This is a genomic window from Paenibacillus phytorum, from assembly GCF_013141715.1.
GTDB classification, from domain to species: Bacteria; Bacillota; Bacilli; order Paenibacillales; family NBRC-103111; genus Paenibacillus_E; species Paenibacillus_E phytorum.
The window spans coordinates 58,370-79,066 of sequence record NZ_WHOA01000122.1; the positions used below are offsets into that span (position 1 = coordinate 58,370).

The window sequence follows — 20,697 nt, forward strand, 5'->3', positions numbered from 1 at the left end:
AATAACTATACTATCCTTAAGGAGGTTATCCTATGCCCAGACCGAAAGAATTTGATCAAGAATTCGCTTTAGATAAAGCCATGGAGCTATTTTGGCGGCAAGGCTACGAAAGAACTTCTATTCAAGACCTCGTGGAACAGACGGGTGTTCACCGTGGAAGCCTGTATGATACGTTCGGAGACAAAAATCAATTTTTCTTGACCTGCCTGGATCGGTTCCGTCAAGTTTCCAACCATAGACTTTTTTCGATCTTAGAGGAAACTGGTTCTCCCAAAGAGGTGCTTTCTCATTTCTTTGATAGGGTAATCGACAGTGCCTTGGGTAACGGAACTCAGCGAAGGGGATGTTTTATAGCAAATACGGCCATGGAGCTGGCAGCAATCGATCCCGGCATCGCCAGTAGGGTTGAAGCTTATAACCTTGATATGGAGTCCCGATTTTATAATTTTCTATTGAAGGCGCAAAAACATGGGGGAATGAAATTCCATCATACCCTACGTGAGCTTTCACGGTTTTTGGTTAATACGCGCAATGGCCTTTATGTAATGGGCAAGACCGCTTCGGATCGGCAATCTCTGCAGGACGTTGTGAAAGTAGCCTTATCTATTTTGTGATTCGAGAAAAAACGAATAAAGAAGTATCCCCATTTACGCAGGGAATACTTCTTTCTGTGATTCGCGATTAGGATTTACACTTTATCCTAAAATTATCGTACAAGCCGCGAAACCTCTTTTTGCAGAAAACATGGTTGCCAGCTATACAGCTGTGTAAATTCTTTCTGAAGCTTCTCTGACCAAAATCTCCTCAGCATGAATGCTACTTCCATTGGATTAATCCAGTGGAAGTAGGGATTTGATAGCCTGGTTGCAATTCCATTGGAATAATTCCAATAAAATTGAACTTTTCGAAGCTTGAGAGTCGATTCCATTGGATAATTCCCAATAGAAGTATTCATTTCATTCTGAATACGATTCGAATGTTTCATAAGTTCAAATGAACTTAAAGGGCTGTCCTCAAGTAGATTCTCCTTATAGGACAGCCCCATTATTGCTTCTGTACCTTTTAAATGTAGTTGCGGTCGTTCAGAATAAACCCTGATCTTCTTTCAAGTTAAACCGGAACATTTCCTCAAACAATACGAAATGACTGTCCAGAATCTCTTCTGGTGTTAATTTAACTCCTGGAGCTGCCAGCCCCATATTGGATTCGAACGTCATACTCATTCCGCCGCATACGTGGTGAATCGCAGATGTTAGATTAAATGAAGGATTAGGCTTCTTCCCATCATCTACCACCATTTGATTCCTTTCCGTAAAAGGGAGTTCCTGCAACGCATAAGCATCAACAAGTTTGTGATTAAACTCCTGCTGTTTTTGCATGACGGCATATGGCAAATAAGGAATTTCACAAAAATGATTTTCATTATTTGCACCACCATGCAGCAAAACGGATAAATCTGGTGCTTCCACATCGGCAAGCGCGAGCAGCGCACGGGTCTCCTGTGCCATCGGAGCAAAGAAATTGTCGTGCATCAGATTAACACCATCATCGTTAAAATAAGACCCAAGGTAATCAGCAGCGTCCTTGATGGGATGTACCGCTTTGCAATCCGGCCACGAACAAAGCGTGCCGTCTTTCCACGTTCCCTGCATATAATAGACGAACTTCTCGTATGGGACATCGATCAATGAATCGACCGGCAGCCTTGCTCGTCCGTCCGGATTCATGCAGGGGATGAGCAGCAGCCGGAATCTATGGGCATTTTCAACTAAATAATCATGTCGTTTCCCCCTGTAATCTGTCCCTGTTTCGAGCAGCTCTATGAGGTTCATCACGGCGACAATGCCCTCCAGTTCCCCGCCGTGAATGCCTCCGACAATCAATAGAACGGGTTTGTTATCCTTGCTTTTATGCGCGTAATGCGCCAGATTTCCTGCCCCGCAAGCCGAATTGTAATTGGCTCTCCGTCCGAAGCTCTCCTTCTCGCCGTATTCAACGGCATAGATATCTCTCCCACCCGCAGATGAAGCCAGCACCCTCGATTTTCCCAGTTTGACATTCAACAAGCATGCTTCGATTTCCATCAATTTACTCTTCCAAAACGGTTTAACCATTGTATCTCCCCTCCTCCATTTTCCGAGCCTCTTTGTTTTCCCGCCTATGATTCATCCTTTTACTGAACCCATCATTGAGCCTTTAACAAAATGCTTCTGAATGAAAGGGTACACCAAAAGAATTGGCAGTGTGCCCACGAGAATAACAGCATACTTCAGCGATTCCAATACGACCGCCTTTTCTCCGATTGCCGTACTTACGGTGGTGTCCGTGAGTTGGCCGATCAGGACGATATTCCGAATCGTAACCTGAAGCGGATATAAGCTGGCATCCCGTATATAGATAAGTGCGGAGAAGAAGTTGCCCCAGATTTGGACGGCATAGAACAACGAAATCGTCAACATCACGGGTTTAGACAAGGGTAGAATAATTCTTAGTAGGATGCCCAGATCAGACAGCCCGTCGATTTTACCAGACTCCTCGAGCTCCCGGGGAATGCCTTGAAAAAATGTCCGCATGATGATCAGGAACCAGGAGGAAACAAGACCAGGCAATAACATTGCCCATATGGTATCTAACAAACCATAGCTGCGAACAACGAGATAAGTCGGAATCAATCCGCCTGTAAACAGCATGGTGAATACGATGATCATCATAAATGTTCTGCCGAAGACGAGATTTCTTCGCGACAATGAATAGGCTCCCATCGTAGTGAAGACAAGCGAAAGCGTGGTTCCCAGCACAACATAGATAAGTGTATTTTTGTAGCCGACCAGAATACGATTGTCCTTTAGAACGGCTTTGTATGCGTCGAAATTGATGCCTTTTGGCCATAGACTGATCTGACTTCCAGTCACATATTCGGAGGAGCTTATTGAAACTGCTGCCATATGAATGAAGGGAAACAACATGCAACATGCGAAGATCCCCATCAGCAGGACGTTAACAATGTCAAAAAGACTAGTACGTTTATTCAAACCTCATCTTCTCCCTTACCATAGGCTTGTTTCCCCAAATCTGCGGCTGAGCTTATTGCTCGTATATACCAGTATGAAACCGATGATCCCCATAAATAAATCAATAGCCGTGCCGTAACTGAATCCACTTTGTAAAAGGCCCACCCGGTAAACGTAGGTTGAGATGACATCTGATGTGTCGTAAGTAGCTGCATTTGACAATAAAAATACTTTTTCAAAACCGATTTCCAGAACATGACCGATCTGCAGAATGAACATAATAACAACCGTCGTCGCAATTCCGGGAAGCGTCACATGCCAGATCTGCCTTAACCTGCCAGCACCATCCATTTTTGCCGCCTCATACAGCTGTGGATCAATGGTCGTAATTGCGGCGAGAAAAATAATAGAGCCCCAGCCCACTTGCTGCCATATTTCCGAGCTGACATAGATCGTTCGAAACCATTCGGATTCCTGCAAAAAATTGATGGTCGGAAATCCCAACCGTTGAAACATATGGTTGAGCCAGCCGGTGCTCGGCGATAGCAACATAACAATTATGCTTGAAACAACTACCGTAGATAGAAAATAAGGAAGATAACTCACCGTTTGAACGAATCGTTTGTATACCTTACTCCGAAGTTCATTCAATAAAAGGGCTAGTACGATGGGAGCGGGAAATCCAAAAAGAAGCTTATATCCCCCAAGCACTACTGTATTCTTGATAATGATAAGGGCGTCGGGATTTTCAAGGAACAGCTTGTAATATTTAAGACCTACCCATTGACTCCCTGTCAGACCCTTGAACAGATTGTAGTCCTTAAAAGATATGACAATTCCGAACATGGGAACATACCTGAACAGAATGTAATAGACCAGCACGGGTGCCAGCAGCAGCAAAAAAATCTGATCACGCTTTATTTGCTTTAAAATGGATGGCTTCAATGCTGGTTCTCCTTCCTGAAGATATAGGGCTGAAGCACCGTCAGCAGGCGTTCAGCCCTATCGTTATCACTCACTACTTATTATTTTTTTTGAGTCGGTCCAATCCAATCTGATAGGCATCAATCAGCTTCTGTGAGCCCATCTTGTTCAACTCGGCAAGGAATGCATCCCACTGCGTCATTGGGGTCTCGCCCAAAATAAATTTGGCTACAGATGATTCATAATATTTGTTAATTTGCTCCTCTAAGAGCGAGATAGCACTTTTCTCTTCACTTGTTAACGGAGGTAGCGCGTTGATGACAGGGAATTGATACTTAGCAGCTTCCGTGTAAGCATACTGTTCATTTTCATTACTGAGCGACTTCGAGGCCTCAAAATCAGCCAGCCCATAAGCACCTGTCGTAAACATACCCATTTCTTTGCGCAGGTCATTAGGCTCTTTGAATCGTGGCAGAAACTTACGTTTGTTGTTTTCAACTGTATAGGTTTCTCCTTCTTTACCCCAACTGAGAATGTCTTTCCCTTCTTTGGAATAGATGAAGTCAAGATAGCGCAGTGCAGCATCCAAATTTTTCGTTTTGGAGGACACGGCGAATCCGAATTCTTCAAAGTTCGTATTCGGGATATACGCCTTGCTGCCGTTACCGACCGGCGGTGCCATGAATTTCAAATGAGCGCCATTACCACCATTTTGAAGCTGCGTGTTCATGATTTCGATTTGTCCGATAAATTGAATGGTCATGAACGATTTGTTCGTTGTAATAAATTGTGTCCATGCCTTATAGTCCATCGAGAGCCAATCCGGCGGCGTCAGACCTTCCTTATGGAATTTGTTCAAATATTCCACCATTTTTTTGAAACCAGGATCGGTCACCCCATGCTTGATTTTACCGGTAGCTTTGTCTTCGAAGAAAGTTGGATATATTCCGAACGCTGGAGCAAAGTATTTCAAGGTATTGATTCCATGCCGGAACACGAATGGATAGCTTTCAGGGTATAGCTCCTTTAGTTTCTTTGCGGTTGCGTATACCTCATCCCACGTTTTCGGCTCCTGGAGAGAATGCTTCTTGAAAATATCATCCCTATAAAAATAGACGGTCTGGTTTCCTGCCCCCATACCATCATTAAGCACATGGTACATTTCTCCACCAGGTGACGTCATTCTTTGAGCAACATCGGGTCTGGAAGTAAGGAAGGATTTAAGATTAGGCATTTTGTTCAGATGTTTGGACAAATCCAGAAAAGCACCCTGCGGCCCATACTTTTGAGCGTCAGGCGGAAAAACAGACATTAAATCCGGCATGTCTCCGGATGCGATAGCAAGTGCCAATGACTCTGGACCCGTTTGCGTCTCCTGATTGATCGTGATGTTCGTCTTCTCCTTGACCCACTTCCATACGGCCCAATCTTTCTTGACAGGCCAGGCACTTGACAGCTCGGTTAATAAACGTAGAGTTGCCGCTTCAGCCGGTTTGACTGAGGCTGTTGCACCCGCAGATGCATTTGGGCTAGGAGTGGCAGTTGAAATTTCTGTACCGCTTTCTTTACCCGTACAGCCTGCTAGTAACGCTGTTATTACGGTGAATACAAGGGCTCCATTTTTCATTTTTTTTCTCTTCATCAAGTTGAATACACCCTCCTTTTTATTGTCCTTCGGAAAACTGAATCTTCTGCATCAAGCGAATATGTATTCGTTTTCAACTATGAAAGCCTGCCTGATATCGTCATCATAAGGCATCTCTTCAACATCGGTAAATCAACAGAACTGATCATTTTGCAACTACTTTACGCTTTTCTAATAATAATACCAACTTTCGTAAAAAAGCTTATTCATTTATTACAACAATTCACACGCCCAAAGGCTATTTGGCAAGTTGAAATTGCAGTTCGTACAACATTTCGAGCCCATTTGTTGAAAAATCGTCTGTATTGGGCCCAATTGTTGTACATTATGCAACAACGAAGGGAGAAAGGCGGGATCTAGGCAGCAATTGTTGCACATTCTACAACATCATTCAACAGAGAATATGGATTCATTCATCCTGCAACCTGAAGTGAGCATATATAACGATCGATTCCGATTTAAGACACTTCCATGTAAGTCCCATTCCCCATTTCTCCCACAGATCAGAAAAAAACACCAGGAACTTAGTTATTTATCGAAGGATTATGCATGCATCAAAAATCTCACTCAGCAAAATCAGCAGCTATCCCTGCGAAACAGGGGTAAGCTTTGCCTTATCCCCTAACCTATATTGAAGAAAAATCCGGCACCTCTAGGTGCCGGATCTACAAACAAACTCACATCTGAAAATCAATCGTTGTACTTACGGAGGTATCGGCTGCGCTTTCCTTGCGTCTTCCTCCGTATGCGATACTGAACGTATACGAGCCGGTCAGCAGCTCCTTGCTCGTCACGCCGCCGCTTGTCGTACCGAATGTCCGCCAGCTGCCTGCGTAGTAGGAGACCTGGCCACCATCAAGCGGGTTGCCTTGGCTGTCCTTCAACTGCACCGTGACGTTCGCCGTTTTGAAGACGACAACGGCATTCACCGATGTATCCTGCTCCTTCTGCATGCGCGTGCCTTCGTATGTCATCGCAAAGGTATAAGACCCAGGCAGCAGCTCCTTGCTGATCTCACCATAGACGGCCGTACTTACCGTTCGCCAACTGTCCGCGTAATAGCTAGCGCTGCCTCCGCTGAGCGGATTCCCCTGACTGTCTTTCAGCTGTACCTTGACGTTCACTGTCTGGAAGACGACGACGGCATTCACCGACGTATTCTGCTCCTTCTGCAAACGCGTGCCTTCGTACGTCATCGCAAAGGTATAGGATCCCGGCAGCAGTTCTTTGCTGATCTCGCCATTCACAACAGTGCCGATGGTCCGCCAGCTCCCCGCGTAATAGCTTGCACTGCCTTCGCTAAGCGGATTCCCTTGGCTGTCCTTCAATTGCACCTTGACGCTTACCGTCTGGAAGAGAACAACGGCGTCGGTTCCCGTGTTTTGCGACTTCTGCTGGCGCGTCCCTTCATACATTATGGCAAAGTCATAGGACTTGTTCGGCAAAGATTTGCTGACCGTTCCGGAAGCGTCAGTGACTCCGAAATCTTTCCAGACGCCGTCATAATACGATACGCCCCCGCCACTCAGCGGATTGCCATTGCTGTCCTTAAGCTGCACCTTGACGGCGGTTGCAGCGAGCGTATAGCCAAGTTGTTTGGCGGGCTCAACATTTCCCGCCCGATCCGTCGACTTGAAGAGCAACCTGTAGGACCCTTGCTTGTCGAACGTGACGGGAGCTGTATAGGTTTCCCAGGAAGTCCCGTTATCCTGGCTGAATTCTGTTTTAGCCACACCCGATACGTCGTCGCTGCCAGAGAATGTGACCGTGACCGGCCCCATGTACGTGCCGTTCGGGCCGTCCGGCTGCGACGGGGATGCGTTAGCAGTTGTCACTGGAGCGGTCCGGTCGATATTGCTTACCGTATAGCTCGTCACATTAGACACCTTGCCCCCCGCACTCGTTCCCCGGGCCTTCACTGTATCATTGGCTGAGAGGACGAGAGGTGCTGCGTATGTCATCCACGAGCCGCTAGAGCCAATTTTATATTCCTTTATCACCGCGTCGACAGGGTAATGGATCGTCAAGGCGACATCCGAATTGGTAGGCGTCGTCTTATCGGCAGTGAAAGTAGCATCCGCTGGAGCGACCGTTTTTTTGTACAACGCCACATAATCGAACAAGTACTTGCTCGAAAACCGATTCGTACTGAACCGGAATGTATCGATCGAAGTCGCAGACGAGTTATTGTAGAATTTGACCCCGCTAACCGAGTATTCGCCGGTTGTCGGATTCACCGAACCTACATCGGTCGTACCGGTATAGCCCTTGAGTGCATCCGTCTGCACTGTGAGATCATACGTCTTCGTTACTGTATCCAAATCGAAGCGGAGCGTGACCCACTGGTCGCGCGGCAAAGTGAAGCCGGTGGACTTAGGGATCTTGTAGGCCGTCGCATTGTTAAAATAGCCGAATGTACCGTCCGAGAAGCCGGTGAAGCGCACGACATCATTACTTGCGCCACTCAGCTTGAGCTCGAAGTTGCCGATGTCCGGGCTCGTGCCGCTCAGCTTCTTAAACATGAATCGGGTTTCAAACGTGACCTTACCGCTTTGCGCCGCGTTCGTTCTCGTCACAATCGGGTCTTCCGTATAGTCGCTGTCAGACGCGTAGGTCGAATCCTTCACCTGCAGAACTTTGCCGCTTGCATCCGGGGACGACTCGATCGTTACCGTCGACGTCGATCCGATTTTCAAATCCACCTTCCAGTTACTGTCGGTCACATTGCCCGTCGTCAGACGATCGAACGATTCATAATACTCGCCGACGTTGGCCGAACTCGGCATCGTGACTGACAAACTCGGTCCATCGCCGGTTTCATTGCCTTGCGCATCCGACGCTAGCACCCGAAACGTAAAAGTTGCTCCCGGCAGCAGGTCATTCACGTCGTATGAGTTCACATGTCCCGCAACCGTTCCTACTTTCATGAAGGACAACTGGGCTCCATCCTTTCGATAGATTGAATACGTGGCTACATTGCCCGAATTGTCCGTTGCTGGGCTCCAAGTCAATCTTGCGGTTGTCGGAAATAGATGACCCGCCCGGACCGATGCCGTCTCCCCCCATACTGGAGCGGTCGTATCGATCGCCGCAAAGCTGAGCGGCACGCTATCCAGGGAGCGATTATCGCTCGTATCCACAGCCACAATAGTAACGGAATACGTCTTCCCTACTGTCAATCCCGTGATCGTCGCGGTGGTCGTGCTGCTCGGGACAACCAGCTTTTGCACGCCATTCGCATAGACAACATATTCCTTCACTCTGACATTGTCAGTTGACGCCGTCCAACTGACGGTAGCGGTCGAGTCCGCTTGCGAAACCAGCTGCAGATTGGTGGGCGCTAACGGCCGTTCCTCGTCCGGCTGCTCTTCGATCAATCCGATCCAATCCAGATTCATCGCACTGCCGGCATTCCACAGCGTAATATCGACAGGACCTGCCGCCAGCTGCTGCCCCGTCTTGACTCGGAGTCCTTTCCAAACATCGGGAGTCGTCCCCCAGTTGGGATTCCCACTCGCGTCGGTAGTCGTAGGCGCCTCGAGATAGTACGCCTGATTTCCGATCATCGCCAATCGGCCTACAAGCGTGCCGGTCGGCAAACCTGACGTATATTTCAGGACGAGATCGTATTTGCCGCCTTTCGGAACATTCATCGTCCACTTCGCCCACTGTCCCGGCTGATCCCAGCCCGCTAACCCGACTCCGCCGGACAGGAAAGGACGGGTCGAATATTTGGTAAAGCTCTTGCCGCCGAAGGCGACGAACGATTCCGCTTCCTGCCAATTGAAATACAAGTTCGATCTCATCTGATCCGGATTAGTCCATAGTTCGGTATTGGAGGGAGCTCCAGATCCAATCCTCTTCATCTTCAGCACACCGGTCGCGCCTTGTAGAATGACGGCTGCGTTCGCTTCCAGGTAAACGCTCTTCCGCCGCCCATGCCGCTCGAACAGCAAGCCGGAGGGAACCTCTTCAACCTCATACAATCCGGGTTCGTTGGTCAAGTTCCCCCAGGCGACGGACGCCCCTTCCTTGTCGCTGTAAGCATGCAGCGTCGTCGATCCCGACACGCCGTCAATGACGGTCTGCAGCATCAAGTCAGGGAGTGGCTGCGGCATCGCGATATGGTTTAGTTTGAATTCGCGCTGCCCCTTCTCGACATGAACGGTCAGCGTGCTTCCAGACGTATCCCAATGCACACCGCGCAGTCCCATGCCGTCAGTCACCGATCCGCCACGCGGAATATCAGCTCCGCTGCCGCCGTCACGCAGGCGTTCAACTCCCGGAGCATACAAAGCCACCAGCGAATCCGATTGGCTCGACACGGATAGTTGATCGCGTCCATACACGATCGTGGACGGTTGGTCGCTCTCGATCAACGTCACGCCGTCTTTGACGACCTTTGTTCCGTCGACAAGCAGCACGGAATCGCCTTTCAGCGCTACAGCGGTTCCGTTAAAGCGAACGCTGCCCGCATCGATTTCATCCCCTGTCGTTGTCATCCGGATGTACACGACAGTACCGTCCGCGAACGTCAACTTCATGTAATTCCCATGGTTCTCCGAAACAACATTCTGTGGCGCCGAATCCCGTTTATAGGCTTCCAGCGTCGAGACGAACGTCGCCTTCTCCGTCTTCGGCGTAATGAATGCCGCATGCTTCTGCTGCTCGCCGGCATACGCCCCGCCAGGCTTTAGTTCTGATCCGTCGATGCCAAGAAACAGGTCCTCGTACTCTGTTCGGAGATTTAGCGGAGCGTGGAATCGGACCTTGAGGGCCGCTGCGCCTTTCAGAATCGTCGCTCCGGCATGATCTGCATCAAGATTAAGCTCATCCTCGGCATGCAGGCGCCACGCGAACTCGTTTCCTTCCGTACTCTTAGATTGCAGTTGATCAATGACAACGAACATATTCGGCCTGACATAGATGACATTGCGGCCTGCTTTGGACAAGGCAGCGCCGTAGGCGACGGACGCATCGCCGCTCACCGCATCAAAGTCAGGATGCGTGACGAAGCCGACCACTTTGCCATCGGCATTGATGTCGTTAATCGGCTGACCGTACTTCCCGTCGTAAGTAATCGCATTGGAGGAGAACGTTTGCTTATTGTAATACATGTGATGGTCAGTGCCGTAGTCGTCGTAAAACCCGCTCTCGATCGCAAGCGGTTCGCCGAAGGCGTTGATGATGAAGCTGTTCTGATCAGCATGCATATGATTATAGCTGCCGTATGGGCTGGATCTAAAGTAGAGCGATACGGCATCCGGATCGTATAATTCGGAATGCATCGCCACGACCCCGATATCCTGAAACCATCTAGAATCCGACATATCGACCGGCGGTCTCACGGCCAGATTACTGTCCCCGTAGAAATAGTTGCTCAAATCCGGGTACATGCCCGATCCAACCGCCTGCGCCGCCCATTTCAACCGGGGATCTCCGTTCATTTGGGCAAGACGGGTATAGGCGGACACGCTATAGCCTCCCGGCGAGTCTTCGCTGCCATCACCGAAGATGCCCTTCGGACTGCCTTTCGGCCACGCATAGAGCGGATACAAGCCTTCGTTCCGAGAAAACGCTTTGTCATACAAATTAAATCCGGTTGAAGACAGAAGGACATCCATAAACTCCTTGCCGAACAAGTGCGAATACTGCCAGTACCCCGTTCCTTGAGACCATCCCCCGTTCTCCCCACCCCAAGGCGGCATGAAGTTGATGTAGGCAGGAACGCTACTTCGGAACCAATCCTCGGCAGCCGGGATATCGTGAAGCATCGCCGTTGCGATAATGCCGATATAGCCGAATGCCGTCCAACCGTGTGAGTCGAATGGATTCTTCGCAATCGAATGATTATTGACGAGATCTTGCATCATTGTTACGGTTCGGGTTTGAACCATGTTTTGAACCTTCGGCTTCTCTACTACAGGCTCAAGTATGTCATAAAGCCAGTCGTATGCCATCGCAGACTTATACGTAATGTAGCGATGAATCTGATCATGGGATATGTAACTTGTAACCCCATTCGTATCCCAACCCGCAATATCAAGAAGGCGTTGTTTCGCCTTATTTCCGACCTCCATGTTCCCCGAGATGAGATAGACAAAGGCCATATCCATCATTTCATTGACGACTTTATCGGAATAGGCGCGGTCAACCGAAGTCGGCGCTGGTGGCGGATTTTTGTTTAAATTCGCCATTGCCCACGCATATTTCGCATCATAGAACTCCTTGCCCGAAGTCTGGGCCAGGCTGCGAAACTCAGCCAGCTTATCGGCTTTGGTCCAGATTCGCGGATGCTGGTCGCCGATCTGGCTCATCAGTTGCTGGGCCGCTGGTACGATGAAAGGAACATTTTTCTCCTCGATACGAAATTTGCGAATGGCGCTCCATTCCGACCAGCCGCCCGCCGAAGTATGGTACCTCACTCGCCAATACCAAGTACCGCTATCAAACACATGAGGGAAATTATAATAGTTTACGGTCAGCTCAGCATTCTCGTAGACTATGCTCGAAACCGTAGCGCTACGACTCACCTGCAGATCGTATTTGTCCGCTCCGGAGACGACCGGCCATTTGAAATCAGGCGGGTTCTGCGTCGTCACGAGCGAATCCTCCGGGCCGAACGGCATATTGAACCCTGTTAAGACCGTAGGCGGCCATGCTGACGCTGCCAGGGCCACGGAAGGATTCAAAAATGGACTAAAATGAATAGAACCTGCAATCAACACAAAAACCATACCTATCGCCAATCGTCTTGCCTTTATCCAACCCCTCATTTTCAAATCATCCCCTCCATCCATTATTGAAAAGTCGTTATTACTGCTTCCTGTTGCGTGAATTCGCTTTCAAACAATCATCCTCCTTTCGATAGAATAATAGTAGCCTGAAGGAATCGGCTCGTATATCAACGGAAACCTCCGATCGTTCAACTTTTTTACAATTTTCCAAAAAAAATGCCAACTTCCGTAAAAGAGCCTAATAAACCCATAAAACAATGATTGGAATGATGATGGGGTATAAACGGAAGAGCTGTCCCGCGGGACAGCTCTTTGTAATGGTTGCACTTCGTGATCAATAGACTCTCATAAGTACTTGACTCAATTCTTCTCCTGCTTCTTGTTTGCCGGGATCGGAGCGGGCTCCGAACTTTGATCGTTCGCAGTAAGATCGATACCGTAGTCCTTGGCGAACACCATAAAGGTATCGACAAGTACGTTCTCGGCGTGTTCGTCGAGCTGGAATACCCGGGCGCCTCGCAAACGATTCCGATCAGCGCCGGGCAAACCGTAAGCGCCGAAGCCCGTGCTTCCGGCATAGCCGAGCAACACGCCGTAGTAGTTGCCATGATACGTATTGACATGATCATGACCGCAAAAGATGCCCTTGACATCGCCTCGGGCCAGAATTGCTGAGAACATGCCGCTATTGATCGGACCAGGGCACTCATCTTCGTTCCGTTCCCCCACAATCTGGTGCTTGCCGACGGCCCTTGCATGGTCAGCTTCCGACCTTCCGTCCACGCTTGCGTACCACATGAATCGGTGCTCCCAGAGAGGGATATGAATGAACATAAGCGAAGGCACTTTATAACCCTGTTTCTCCTCCAGCTTTTTGGAGGTTTCGTAATACCACGCTACCTGATCGAACCGCAGCCAGTCCCAGACCGGATAGCCTTCGAAGTCTTGCCCAGCTATCGTTTGAGGTGCATACCTTCCACTATCCAGCAGCCAAAGGTTGAAGGCCGCCTTCGAGCCTTTGGAGGACTGGATCAACAGGTTGGAATTCCCCGTCCCGGTAATCCCTCTTACTCCGGGCTGGTTCACATTATGTTTGTACGCCATATAAAATTGCAGCATTTCCTCTTCGCCCAGACCAGCGCTCGGAGTCGAGTCTTCGTCGTGATTCCCGAAGGTTACAGCCCACTTGATTCCGCGTTGCTCCATTGGCTGGGCAATGTTGTTCATTGCCTGCTTCATCTCTATCGCCGTATCGCAGCCCCCGGTAATACAATCGCCATTAAGGACGACAAAATCCGGCTTTTCGGCGTCGAGCACTTTCTCCATCAGCTCCACGGTCCGCCGATCGATATGCTCGTCGTCCTGCATGTCGTTGAACTGGACGATTTTGAACTTTCCGTCGTTGTTGAATTGCAGCTTCACATTGTCATTGGTTGCGGCCTGTACCTTTCCTCCTCCAAACAATCCGGCGGGAACACCCGCCGATCCGAGCGTGATCGCCAGCGCACCCGCCCCTCCGACTTTAATAAAATCCCTCCTGCTGATGCTTTTACTTGTTTCATCAAGGCTCATTGTACAAATACCTCCTACCACTATTGAAATAACCACACCCCCAATCTATCTGAAAAATGTGTGATGAATATTAATTCGATCTAAAAGTTATGTAAATCTATTAATCCATGGCATAGGCGACTAATTATATTTCGATTTAGACATGACATGGCTCCACTTATTTAAATATTTATGAAAATCCGAGAATGCCTGCAATCTCATTCCGCTCTTGATTTTCTTATTACGCGAATGAAAAAAACGGATAAAGCCATCCCAAAATGGCCTATCCGTTTCAAATGTTCTATGTGGAGGAATCCATTCTTTTCCGATATTCGCTCGGCGTCGTTCCTGTATATTTTTTGAACATCCGGTTGAAAGACGTTATATTCTGATATCCAACAGCCTTGGCGGCATCATGAATTTTGATCTGGTTATCGGTGAGGAGGCTTGTCGCTTTCGTGATTCGGGTTTCATTGATATAGTCAACGATGTTCTTGCCGGTCTTCGCCTTGAAATAAGAAGACAAGTATCCGCTGCTCATCTTTAGCTTTTCTGCCAAAATATCCAGATATATTTCTTCTGCTAAGTGCTCATTTATATAGTCAATCACGAAGGATGTGACCGGGTACTTCTCTTCCTTTTTTTCTCGAACAGCTTCCGATGTTTGCGTAACCCAATCAAGCAGAAGCAGCTCCAGCTCTATTAACGTGCTGCATTGCAGGATTCTTTCTCCCGCTTTATCCAATATGAGCTCCAATCGAATGGGATCAAGGTGATAAGGAATGGTTGCATTCTTGATCTTGTCGATCAGAGATTCGGCAAATCGAAGCATCACGGCAGCCGTCAATTCCTTACTATGCCATCTCGCAAACAGACGTTCCATAAGTGCAATCAGCTGCTGAGTATTCCCTTCTCGCAAATGAACTTCAAACTCTTTATCCTGATCAGGCGAAAAGCCGACGGCCATTTGCGTCACTGCACGCTTGCGTATAATCTGCGTTTCGTTAATTAACAGACGTTCTCCAACTAGTTCCTGAACTTCTTCGTAGGCTGCAGTTAACTGAGCTGAATCCGTATAAATCGAAGTGATCGCAATGGAAACGATGCCGTACTCCCGATCATGATTGAAAACAGATTTCATTTCGCCAAGCACATCGGCTATAACTGTCATTTGATCCGTAAAAACGAGACTTAATATCTGATCGCGTTCAATTTGAAACGTTTGTGAATCTGGATATGTCGGTTTTAGCCTGCTGTCTATGTAGGTTTTCATATAATAAAGCCATTGCTCGATGGATGATTTTGAAATCGAATTCCTGTGGTAAGGCTGGATTTGAAAAAGAACAAAAACGAATGGCTTGTTGGCAAAATCAAGCTTCCAAGCATCATGTTCGTGATATCGAATAGCTTTGAGATGGTTGATAAAAGAGAGTTGTTTCCTAATCATATGATTGCCGTGAATTTCATTACTAATAATATTAAATTCCTTGATGTTCGATCGATACGGCGCATTGTCGTTCCTTTGACGCAAAGACTCGATCACTCTCTTCAGCGGGTTATTGATACGTGCCGCAAACAAGAACGAAAAAATGATGCTGAGCAATAATGCTGCCGCCATAATGATTATCAGTGTAATGCTCAAACGGGACTGGCTCGCAATTCGTTCAACGGGAACTCGGTAGAGATACTTATACCCCGTACCCTCTCCTGTCATCACAAAATGATATTTGTTATCCCGAATGAAGTCTCTGCTACCATATTTCTGAAGATCGTCAATGGACATGCTGGGTTCATGCTCCGCACTCTTAAATAAGATCTCTCCAAATTCGTCGTAAATGATAAAATCGTTATAAATGCTTCGATGGAACGCTTGGTACATTTTCATGGCATCGAGAAAAACGACCATGTAAAAATCATTTTTATTTTTGATGATGATCGGCATCATTTCACCCAGCCTTTGCGGCTGGTTGTGAAAAATGGAATTAGTGACAGGTGTGGATGGGAAAACTCGGCTTGTGTAGGGTTCTTCGAACTGTTTTCTCCAAAAGTCCAACGGATATTTATCGCTTGAGTAAAATACATTAAACATCGCTTCAGCATTCGTGCTCGTACCTTTCTCCAGCACGCGTTCATCCTTCTTCGAATAAAAAACGATGTTATCAATAAACAGGGAGGGATTCGCTGCAAAACCAGATATTTCACGCACGATAAGAAGATAATTGACATAGCTGGGAGTATTCTGCAACCTCTGAACTTCTTCACTGAAAAAAAACAGAACCATCTGTTTTTTAATCAGATCCAACTGTTTTTCATAGCTCTCACTCGTATTTTCGAGCATCAGCGTGTTGTACTTAACAATCTCCTGCCTCACATTCTGTTTAGAAACCGAGAAGGAATACATGATAAAAGAGGCAAGTAGAAGAATGATGCATAGAAATCCCACAATGAGCCGTATAAAAAGCGAATTAGATCTATTTCGAATGAAAAGGATCGGTTGAAGAGTTTTCATGCAACCCCCACTTTTATCATGATTAATCAATCACTTTATAACTTCTTGTTGATACATATCTTAACAAACAGGTTGAATGGTGTAAACCGCCCTCCCTTCATGTTACCTGTTCATTGCCTTTCCTCCCTACGGTAAACAAGAATCTGCCCCATCAACCCGTAAGGTCGCAGTATATATTACGGTATAATCTATTATGGCAGGTCCTTTCAGTGAACGCTTTCCCTTTTCCACGATTTTATTGAACAATTCCGCGAATCCGTGTATCCTGAGTATTTATTTGAATTGCTGGCGATAGCTGCTAGGCGTCTGTCCGATCATTCTTTTAAACAATCCAATAAAAGAATTGATATCTTTGTACCCTACCGATTCAGCAATTCTGCTGATTTTAAGCTGAGAATTTCTTAATTGTTCACAGCTTTTGCGTATTCGCATGCTTTGAAGATAGTTATGAAAGCTTTGGTTTGTATGCTGTTTGAATAAGCGCTGTAGGTGCCTTTCGCTCCACTGAAATTTTTCGGTCAAATGAGACAAGGTGAGTTCCATTGCGTAATGTTGTTCGATATATAGAAGAACTTGCATAAATCGATCTTGTTTACTGGGAAGTGCTTTATTTTCATTATGTTTAAATCGGTACAACGTGACAATCAACTGTAGGAAAAGACTGTTTAGATAGGTAGAGGAACCGCTTTGAGGCAGAGAATATTCCCGGTAAAGGGAAAGAAACAGTTTTTCCATCGCAGCATCGACATCCGGAACCGAATAATAATGGAGCCCCACTTCTTTTAACTCTTCCATGAAAGTAAGAATCGGTTTCTCAGTGACGGAAGAAATTAAGCTCTCTATGAACTCTGGTGTAAATATGCAGTTGTAGATAATTAATGGTTCTTTGATTACGTCTGCGGATGCGGGGCGAAATACATGTGAGACCCCGATAGGTATGACAAATAACTGACCTGGAGATATGCGCTCGACCTCATTTTCAACATAATGAAAGCCTCTTCCCTCCATAACGTATGCCAGCTCTATAAATTCATGCGCATGTTTCGACAAGCTAAAAGCTTCTGCCTCCCGATTGACATAAAGCTTCAAATCATGACGGAAAAAGCGTTCCCCTTTGAGTGTTTGCTTCGAATGCTTCATCCATTGATCTCCATTTTCCGAAAAATGTCTATTCTACCAGTATCGAATGTCCTTTATGCCAAGATAAAAAGGAACAAGTTTTCTCTTATTATTATAATGGAAATCAAAATTATGGTAAATCAGACATCGTTCTCAGAAAGGTGTGAGCCCATCATGTCAATTGTTAAAAAACTGCGATGCGAATACAAGGAGAATCCGATCGGAATCGATTGTAGGCAACCAAGAATTAGCTGGCAGATTCAGTCCGATACGCGGTCATGGCTTCAAGCTGCTTATCAGATACAAATTTCGCAGGATATCGAATTTAAAAGCTTTCTCTGGGATTCAGAGAAGGTCCTCTCGAATCAATCCGTTCATGTCGATATTCACAATTTGGTTGTAGAAAAATGCAATCGCTATTATTACCACGTTAGAGTTTGGAGCGATCAAGGCGAACAGACAGATTGGTCCGAAATCGCATTTTGGGAAATGGGATTGCTTCAAGCCAGCGATTGGCATGCGGATTGGATAAGTGCTCCGACTGAGCAATTTCCATTGGAAACAGAGACATGTCCGTTGCTCCGACATACCTTTCAGGTGAATGGTCATGTACAGCGTGCCCGAATCTATGCGACTAGCTTAGGGCTTTATGAAATGAAACTGAACGGCTTAAGCGTGGGCGAACAGACTTTCGCTCCTGGCTGGACCAGCTATAACCATCGTCTCCAGTACCAAACGTATGATGTAACGGACTTATTGACAAGCGGCGGCAATGCGATCGGTGTCATGCTTGGAAATGGGTGGTATAAAGGGAAATTAACAGGGCGTGAAAAGAAAAATATGTACGGAGATCGTACTGCCTTCCTCATGCAGCTGCACATTCAATATGAAGATGGAACCGAAGAGATCATAACGTCCAATCCAAATTGGCGCGCAGCTGAGAGTCCCGTTTTGATGTCCGAAATTTATCATGGTGAGACCTATGACGCTCGTTTGGAGAAAATAAACTGGAGTACTGCAGCCTATGATGATGAGGGTTGGTTCCCTGTGGAAACTTTGCAGCACTCGAAAGATATGGTGGTGGCACAAGAAAACGAGCCTGTTCGCAAAATCGAAGAAATCTCCCCCATTGCCCTCATCACAACACCGTCAGGAGAAACGGTCATCGACATGGGACAAAATATGGTTGGATGGGTACGTTTTACGATTCATAGTCAATCAGGCCAGGAAGTAACACTGCAGCATGCTGAAGTCCTGGATCAGGAAGGCAACTTCTATACGGATAATTTGCGAAACGCGAAACAAACCATCCGTTATATGTTAAAAGGCGGAGCACCTGAAATATACGAGCCTCACTTCACCTTTCAAGGATTCCGTTATGTGAAGCTAACCGGTTTTGGCGTGGCTGTTCGGCTTGCCGACTTTACCGGCATTGTTCTTCATTCCGATATGGAACGCACTGGTTATTTCCAATGCTCGGATCCGTTAATCAATCAGCTGCAGCACAATATACTCTGGGGTCAAAAAGGCAACTTTCTTGATGTGCCCACCGATTGTCCGCAGCGAGATGAACGATTAGGATGGACGGGAGACGCTCAAATGTTTATTCGCACCTCCGCTTTTTTAATGAATGTAGCCCCATTTTTCAGCAAATGGTTGCATGACTTAGCGGCCGACCAGTTAGAAAATGGAGGTGTTCCCTTCGTTATTCCTCATGTATTGAGTGAAAACAGTCATTCGTCAGCCGCTTGGGGAGACGCAGCCATTATATGTCCGTGGGTCATTTATCAATGTTATGGTGATAAGCGTATTCTGGAGCAGCAATATGAGAGTATGAAAGCATGGGTATCTTACATTCGAAATCAAGGTGAGAATGAATTTCTTTGGAATACCGGCTTCCACTTTGGCGATTGGTTAGGTTTGGATGCGAAGCCGGATAGCTATATTGGCGCCACTGATCGTGACTTTATCGCAACGACTTTTTATGCCTACTCCGTTTCATTGCTCGCGAAAACAGCAAAAGTGTTATCGAACGAAGCCGATTGGGAATTATATACGCGCTTATATGCTCAAACACGTCATGCTTTTCAGCAAGAATTTGTCACCTCGTCCGGAAGGCTCTCAGTCCCTACACAGACTGCCAACGTATTAGCTCTCATGTTCGATCTTCTGGATGGAACCGCAAAGGAGCGAGCGGTCAAAAAGCTTTTAGAACTCTTGGAGGAAAGTAAGTTCCATTTGACCACCGGCTTCGTCGGAACTCCCTACTTGAATCTAGTATTAAGCCAAATCGGCCATACGGATGCGGCATATCAGCTATTGTTTCAACAAGATTATCCATCTTGGCTGTACCAGGTTACAAAAGGGGCCACCACCATTTGGGAGCATTGGGATGGCATCAAGGAAGATGGCAGCTTCTGGAGTAAGGATATGAATTCGTTTAATCACTATGCCTACGGCGCGATTGGTGATTGGTTGTACCGCTGCGTTGCCGGTATTGATGTCGATGAAGAAGCACCGGGGTATAAGCATATTCATATCAAACCGCAGCCAGGTGCTGGCTTAACTTGGGTAGAAGCGAAACTGGAGTCTATGTATGGATGGATTCATGCAGAGTGGCGGCAGCCCAGTGAGCATATAATGGAAATTAGGATAAGTATTCCACCGAACACGACTGCATCTATCCTTCTTCCGAATGCTAAAGAAACTCATCTCCGCGAGAATGGTGCAGCGCTGAATCAAACTACTGGAATTAGTGAAATCAGGCAAACGGAAACTGGAGTATCACTGACATTAGGGTCAGGGACGTATAGTTTTACTTATTAATGGCAAGCTCCACGGGGACAATACTTCTGATATCGTATCCTACCCCTATAAAAATATACGCTGATTAATCAATGAGGGATCAACAAAAAAATGAGGTGGCAAGGTTATACTTGCCTTCTTTTTTACGTTGTCCGGCAATGACAGCTTTGAAATAATGGATACCGAGGGATTGGTTACTTTGTAACCCATTTGAACTTGGGAGTGTCTCACTCCCTTATCGACGAAGCCTAAACTCCCCTTAAGTAGTGGACCTTCCCCGACTTTAGTACAGCTTCCATAACCGTCGACGGTCCGTTTTCATAGAAGTTCGAAGCAGCTACAATAAAGACATAAGAACGAAGCAGACATACAACATGCTTACATTTGAGAGGAGAT

The 20,697-nt window shown here is 46.9% G+C and carries 10 protein-coding genes; 2 read left to right on the forward strand and 8 right to left on the reverse strand.

Going from position 1 to position 20,697, the window contains the following annotated elements:
- The first annotated feature begins 32 nt into the window (after window positions 1–32).
- Window positions 33–614 carry a TetR/AcrR family transcriptional regulator gene (locus GC098_RS18145; protein ID WP_171644582.1) on the forward strand — a complete coding sequence of 194 codons (582 nt, stop codon included), beginning with the start codon at window positions 33–35 and terminating at the stop codon, window positions 612–614.
- A 468-nt stretch (window positions 615–1,082) separates the two neighbouring features.
- Here GC098_RS18145 and GC098_RS18150 read toward each other — a convergent pair whose 3' ends face one another.
- The 8 genes from GC098_RS18150 to GC098_RS18185 all read right to left on the reverse strand — a co-directional run bounded on the left by GC098_RS18150 (window position 1,083) and on the right by GC098_RS18185 (window position 17,517).
- Window positions 1,083–2,114 carry a M14 family zinc carboxypeptidase gene (locus GC098_RS18150; RefSeq protein WP_171644584.1) on the reverse strand — a complete coding sequence of 344 codons (1,032 nt, stop codon included), beginning with the start codon at window positions 2,112–2,114 and terminating at the stop codon, window positions 1,083–1,085.
- A gap of 51 nt (window positions 2,115–2,165) precedes the next feature.
- Window positions 2,166–3,032 (reverse strand): carbohydrate ABC transporter permease, encoded by an 867-nt coding sequence (locus GC098_RS18155; protein WP_171644585.1) that lies wholly within the window; start codon window positions 3,030–3,032, stop codon window positions 2,166–2,168.
- Between the two features lie 15 nt (window positions 3,033–3,047).
- On the reverse strand, window positions 3,048–3,956 hold the full coding sequence (locus GC098_RS18160; protein WP_246358687.1) for an ABC transporter permease: 909 nt from the start codon (window positions 3,954–3,956) through the stop codon (window positions 3,048–3,050).
- Between the two features lie 73 nt (window positions 3,957–4,029).
- Entirely contained in the window at window positions 4,030–5,577 is a 1,548-nt protein-coding gene (locus GC098_RS18165) for an extracellular solute-binding protein (protein WP_246358693.1), read from the reverse strand.
- Between the two features lie 680 nt (window positions 5,578–6,257).
- A complete protein-coding gene (locus GC098_RS18170; RefSeq protein WP_246358695.1) occupies window positions 6,258–12,356 on the reverse strand; it encodes a DUF4962 domain-containing protein in 6,099 nt (2,032 codons plus the stop codon).
- Window positions 12,357–12,677: 321 nt separating this feature from the next.
- Window positions 12,678–13,925: a metallophosphoesterase gene (locus GC098_RS18175; protein WP_312880193.1), complete on the reverse strand. Its 1,248-nt coding sequence runs from the start codon at window positions 13,923–13,925 to the stop codon at window positions 12,678–12,680.
- A gap of 244 nt (window positions 13,926–14,169) precedes the next feature.
- On the reverse strand, window positions 14,170–16,377 hold the full coding sequence (locus GC098_RS18180) for a helix-turn-helix domain-containing protein (protein ID WP_171644591.1): 2,208 nt from the start codon (window positions 16,375–16,377) through the stop codon (window positions 14,170–14,172).
- Window positions 16,378–16,650: 273 nt separating this feature from the next.
- A complete protein-coding gene (locus GC098_RS18185) occupies window positions 16,651–17,517 on the reverse strand; it encodes an AraC family transcriptional regulator (RefSeq protein WP_171644593.1) in 867 nt (288 codons plus the stop codon).
- Between the two features lie 153 nt (window positions 17,518–17,670).
- Between GC098_RS18185 and GC098_RS18190 the strand changes: the two genes are divergently transcribed.
- The gene (locus GC098_RS18190; protein ID WP_171644595.1) at window positions 17,671–20,322 is read left to right on the forward strand and encodes a family 78 glycoside hydrolase catalytic domain; all 2,652 of its coding nucleotides are present in this window, start codon (window positions 17,671–17,673) and stop codon (window positions 20,320–20,322) included.
- Window positions 20,323–20,697 lie beyond the last annotated feature (375 nt).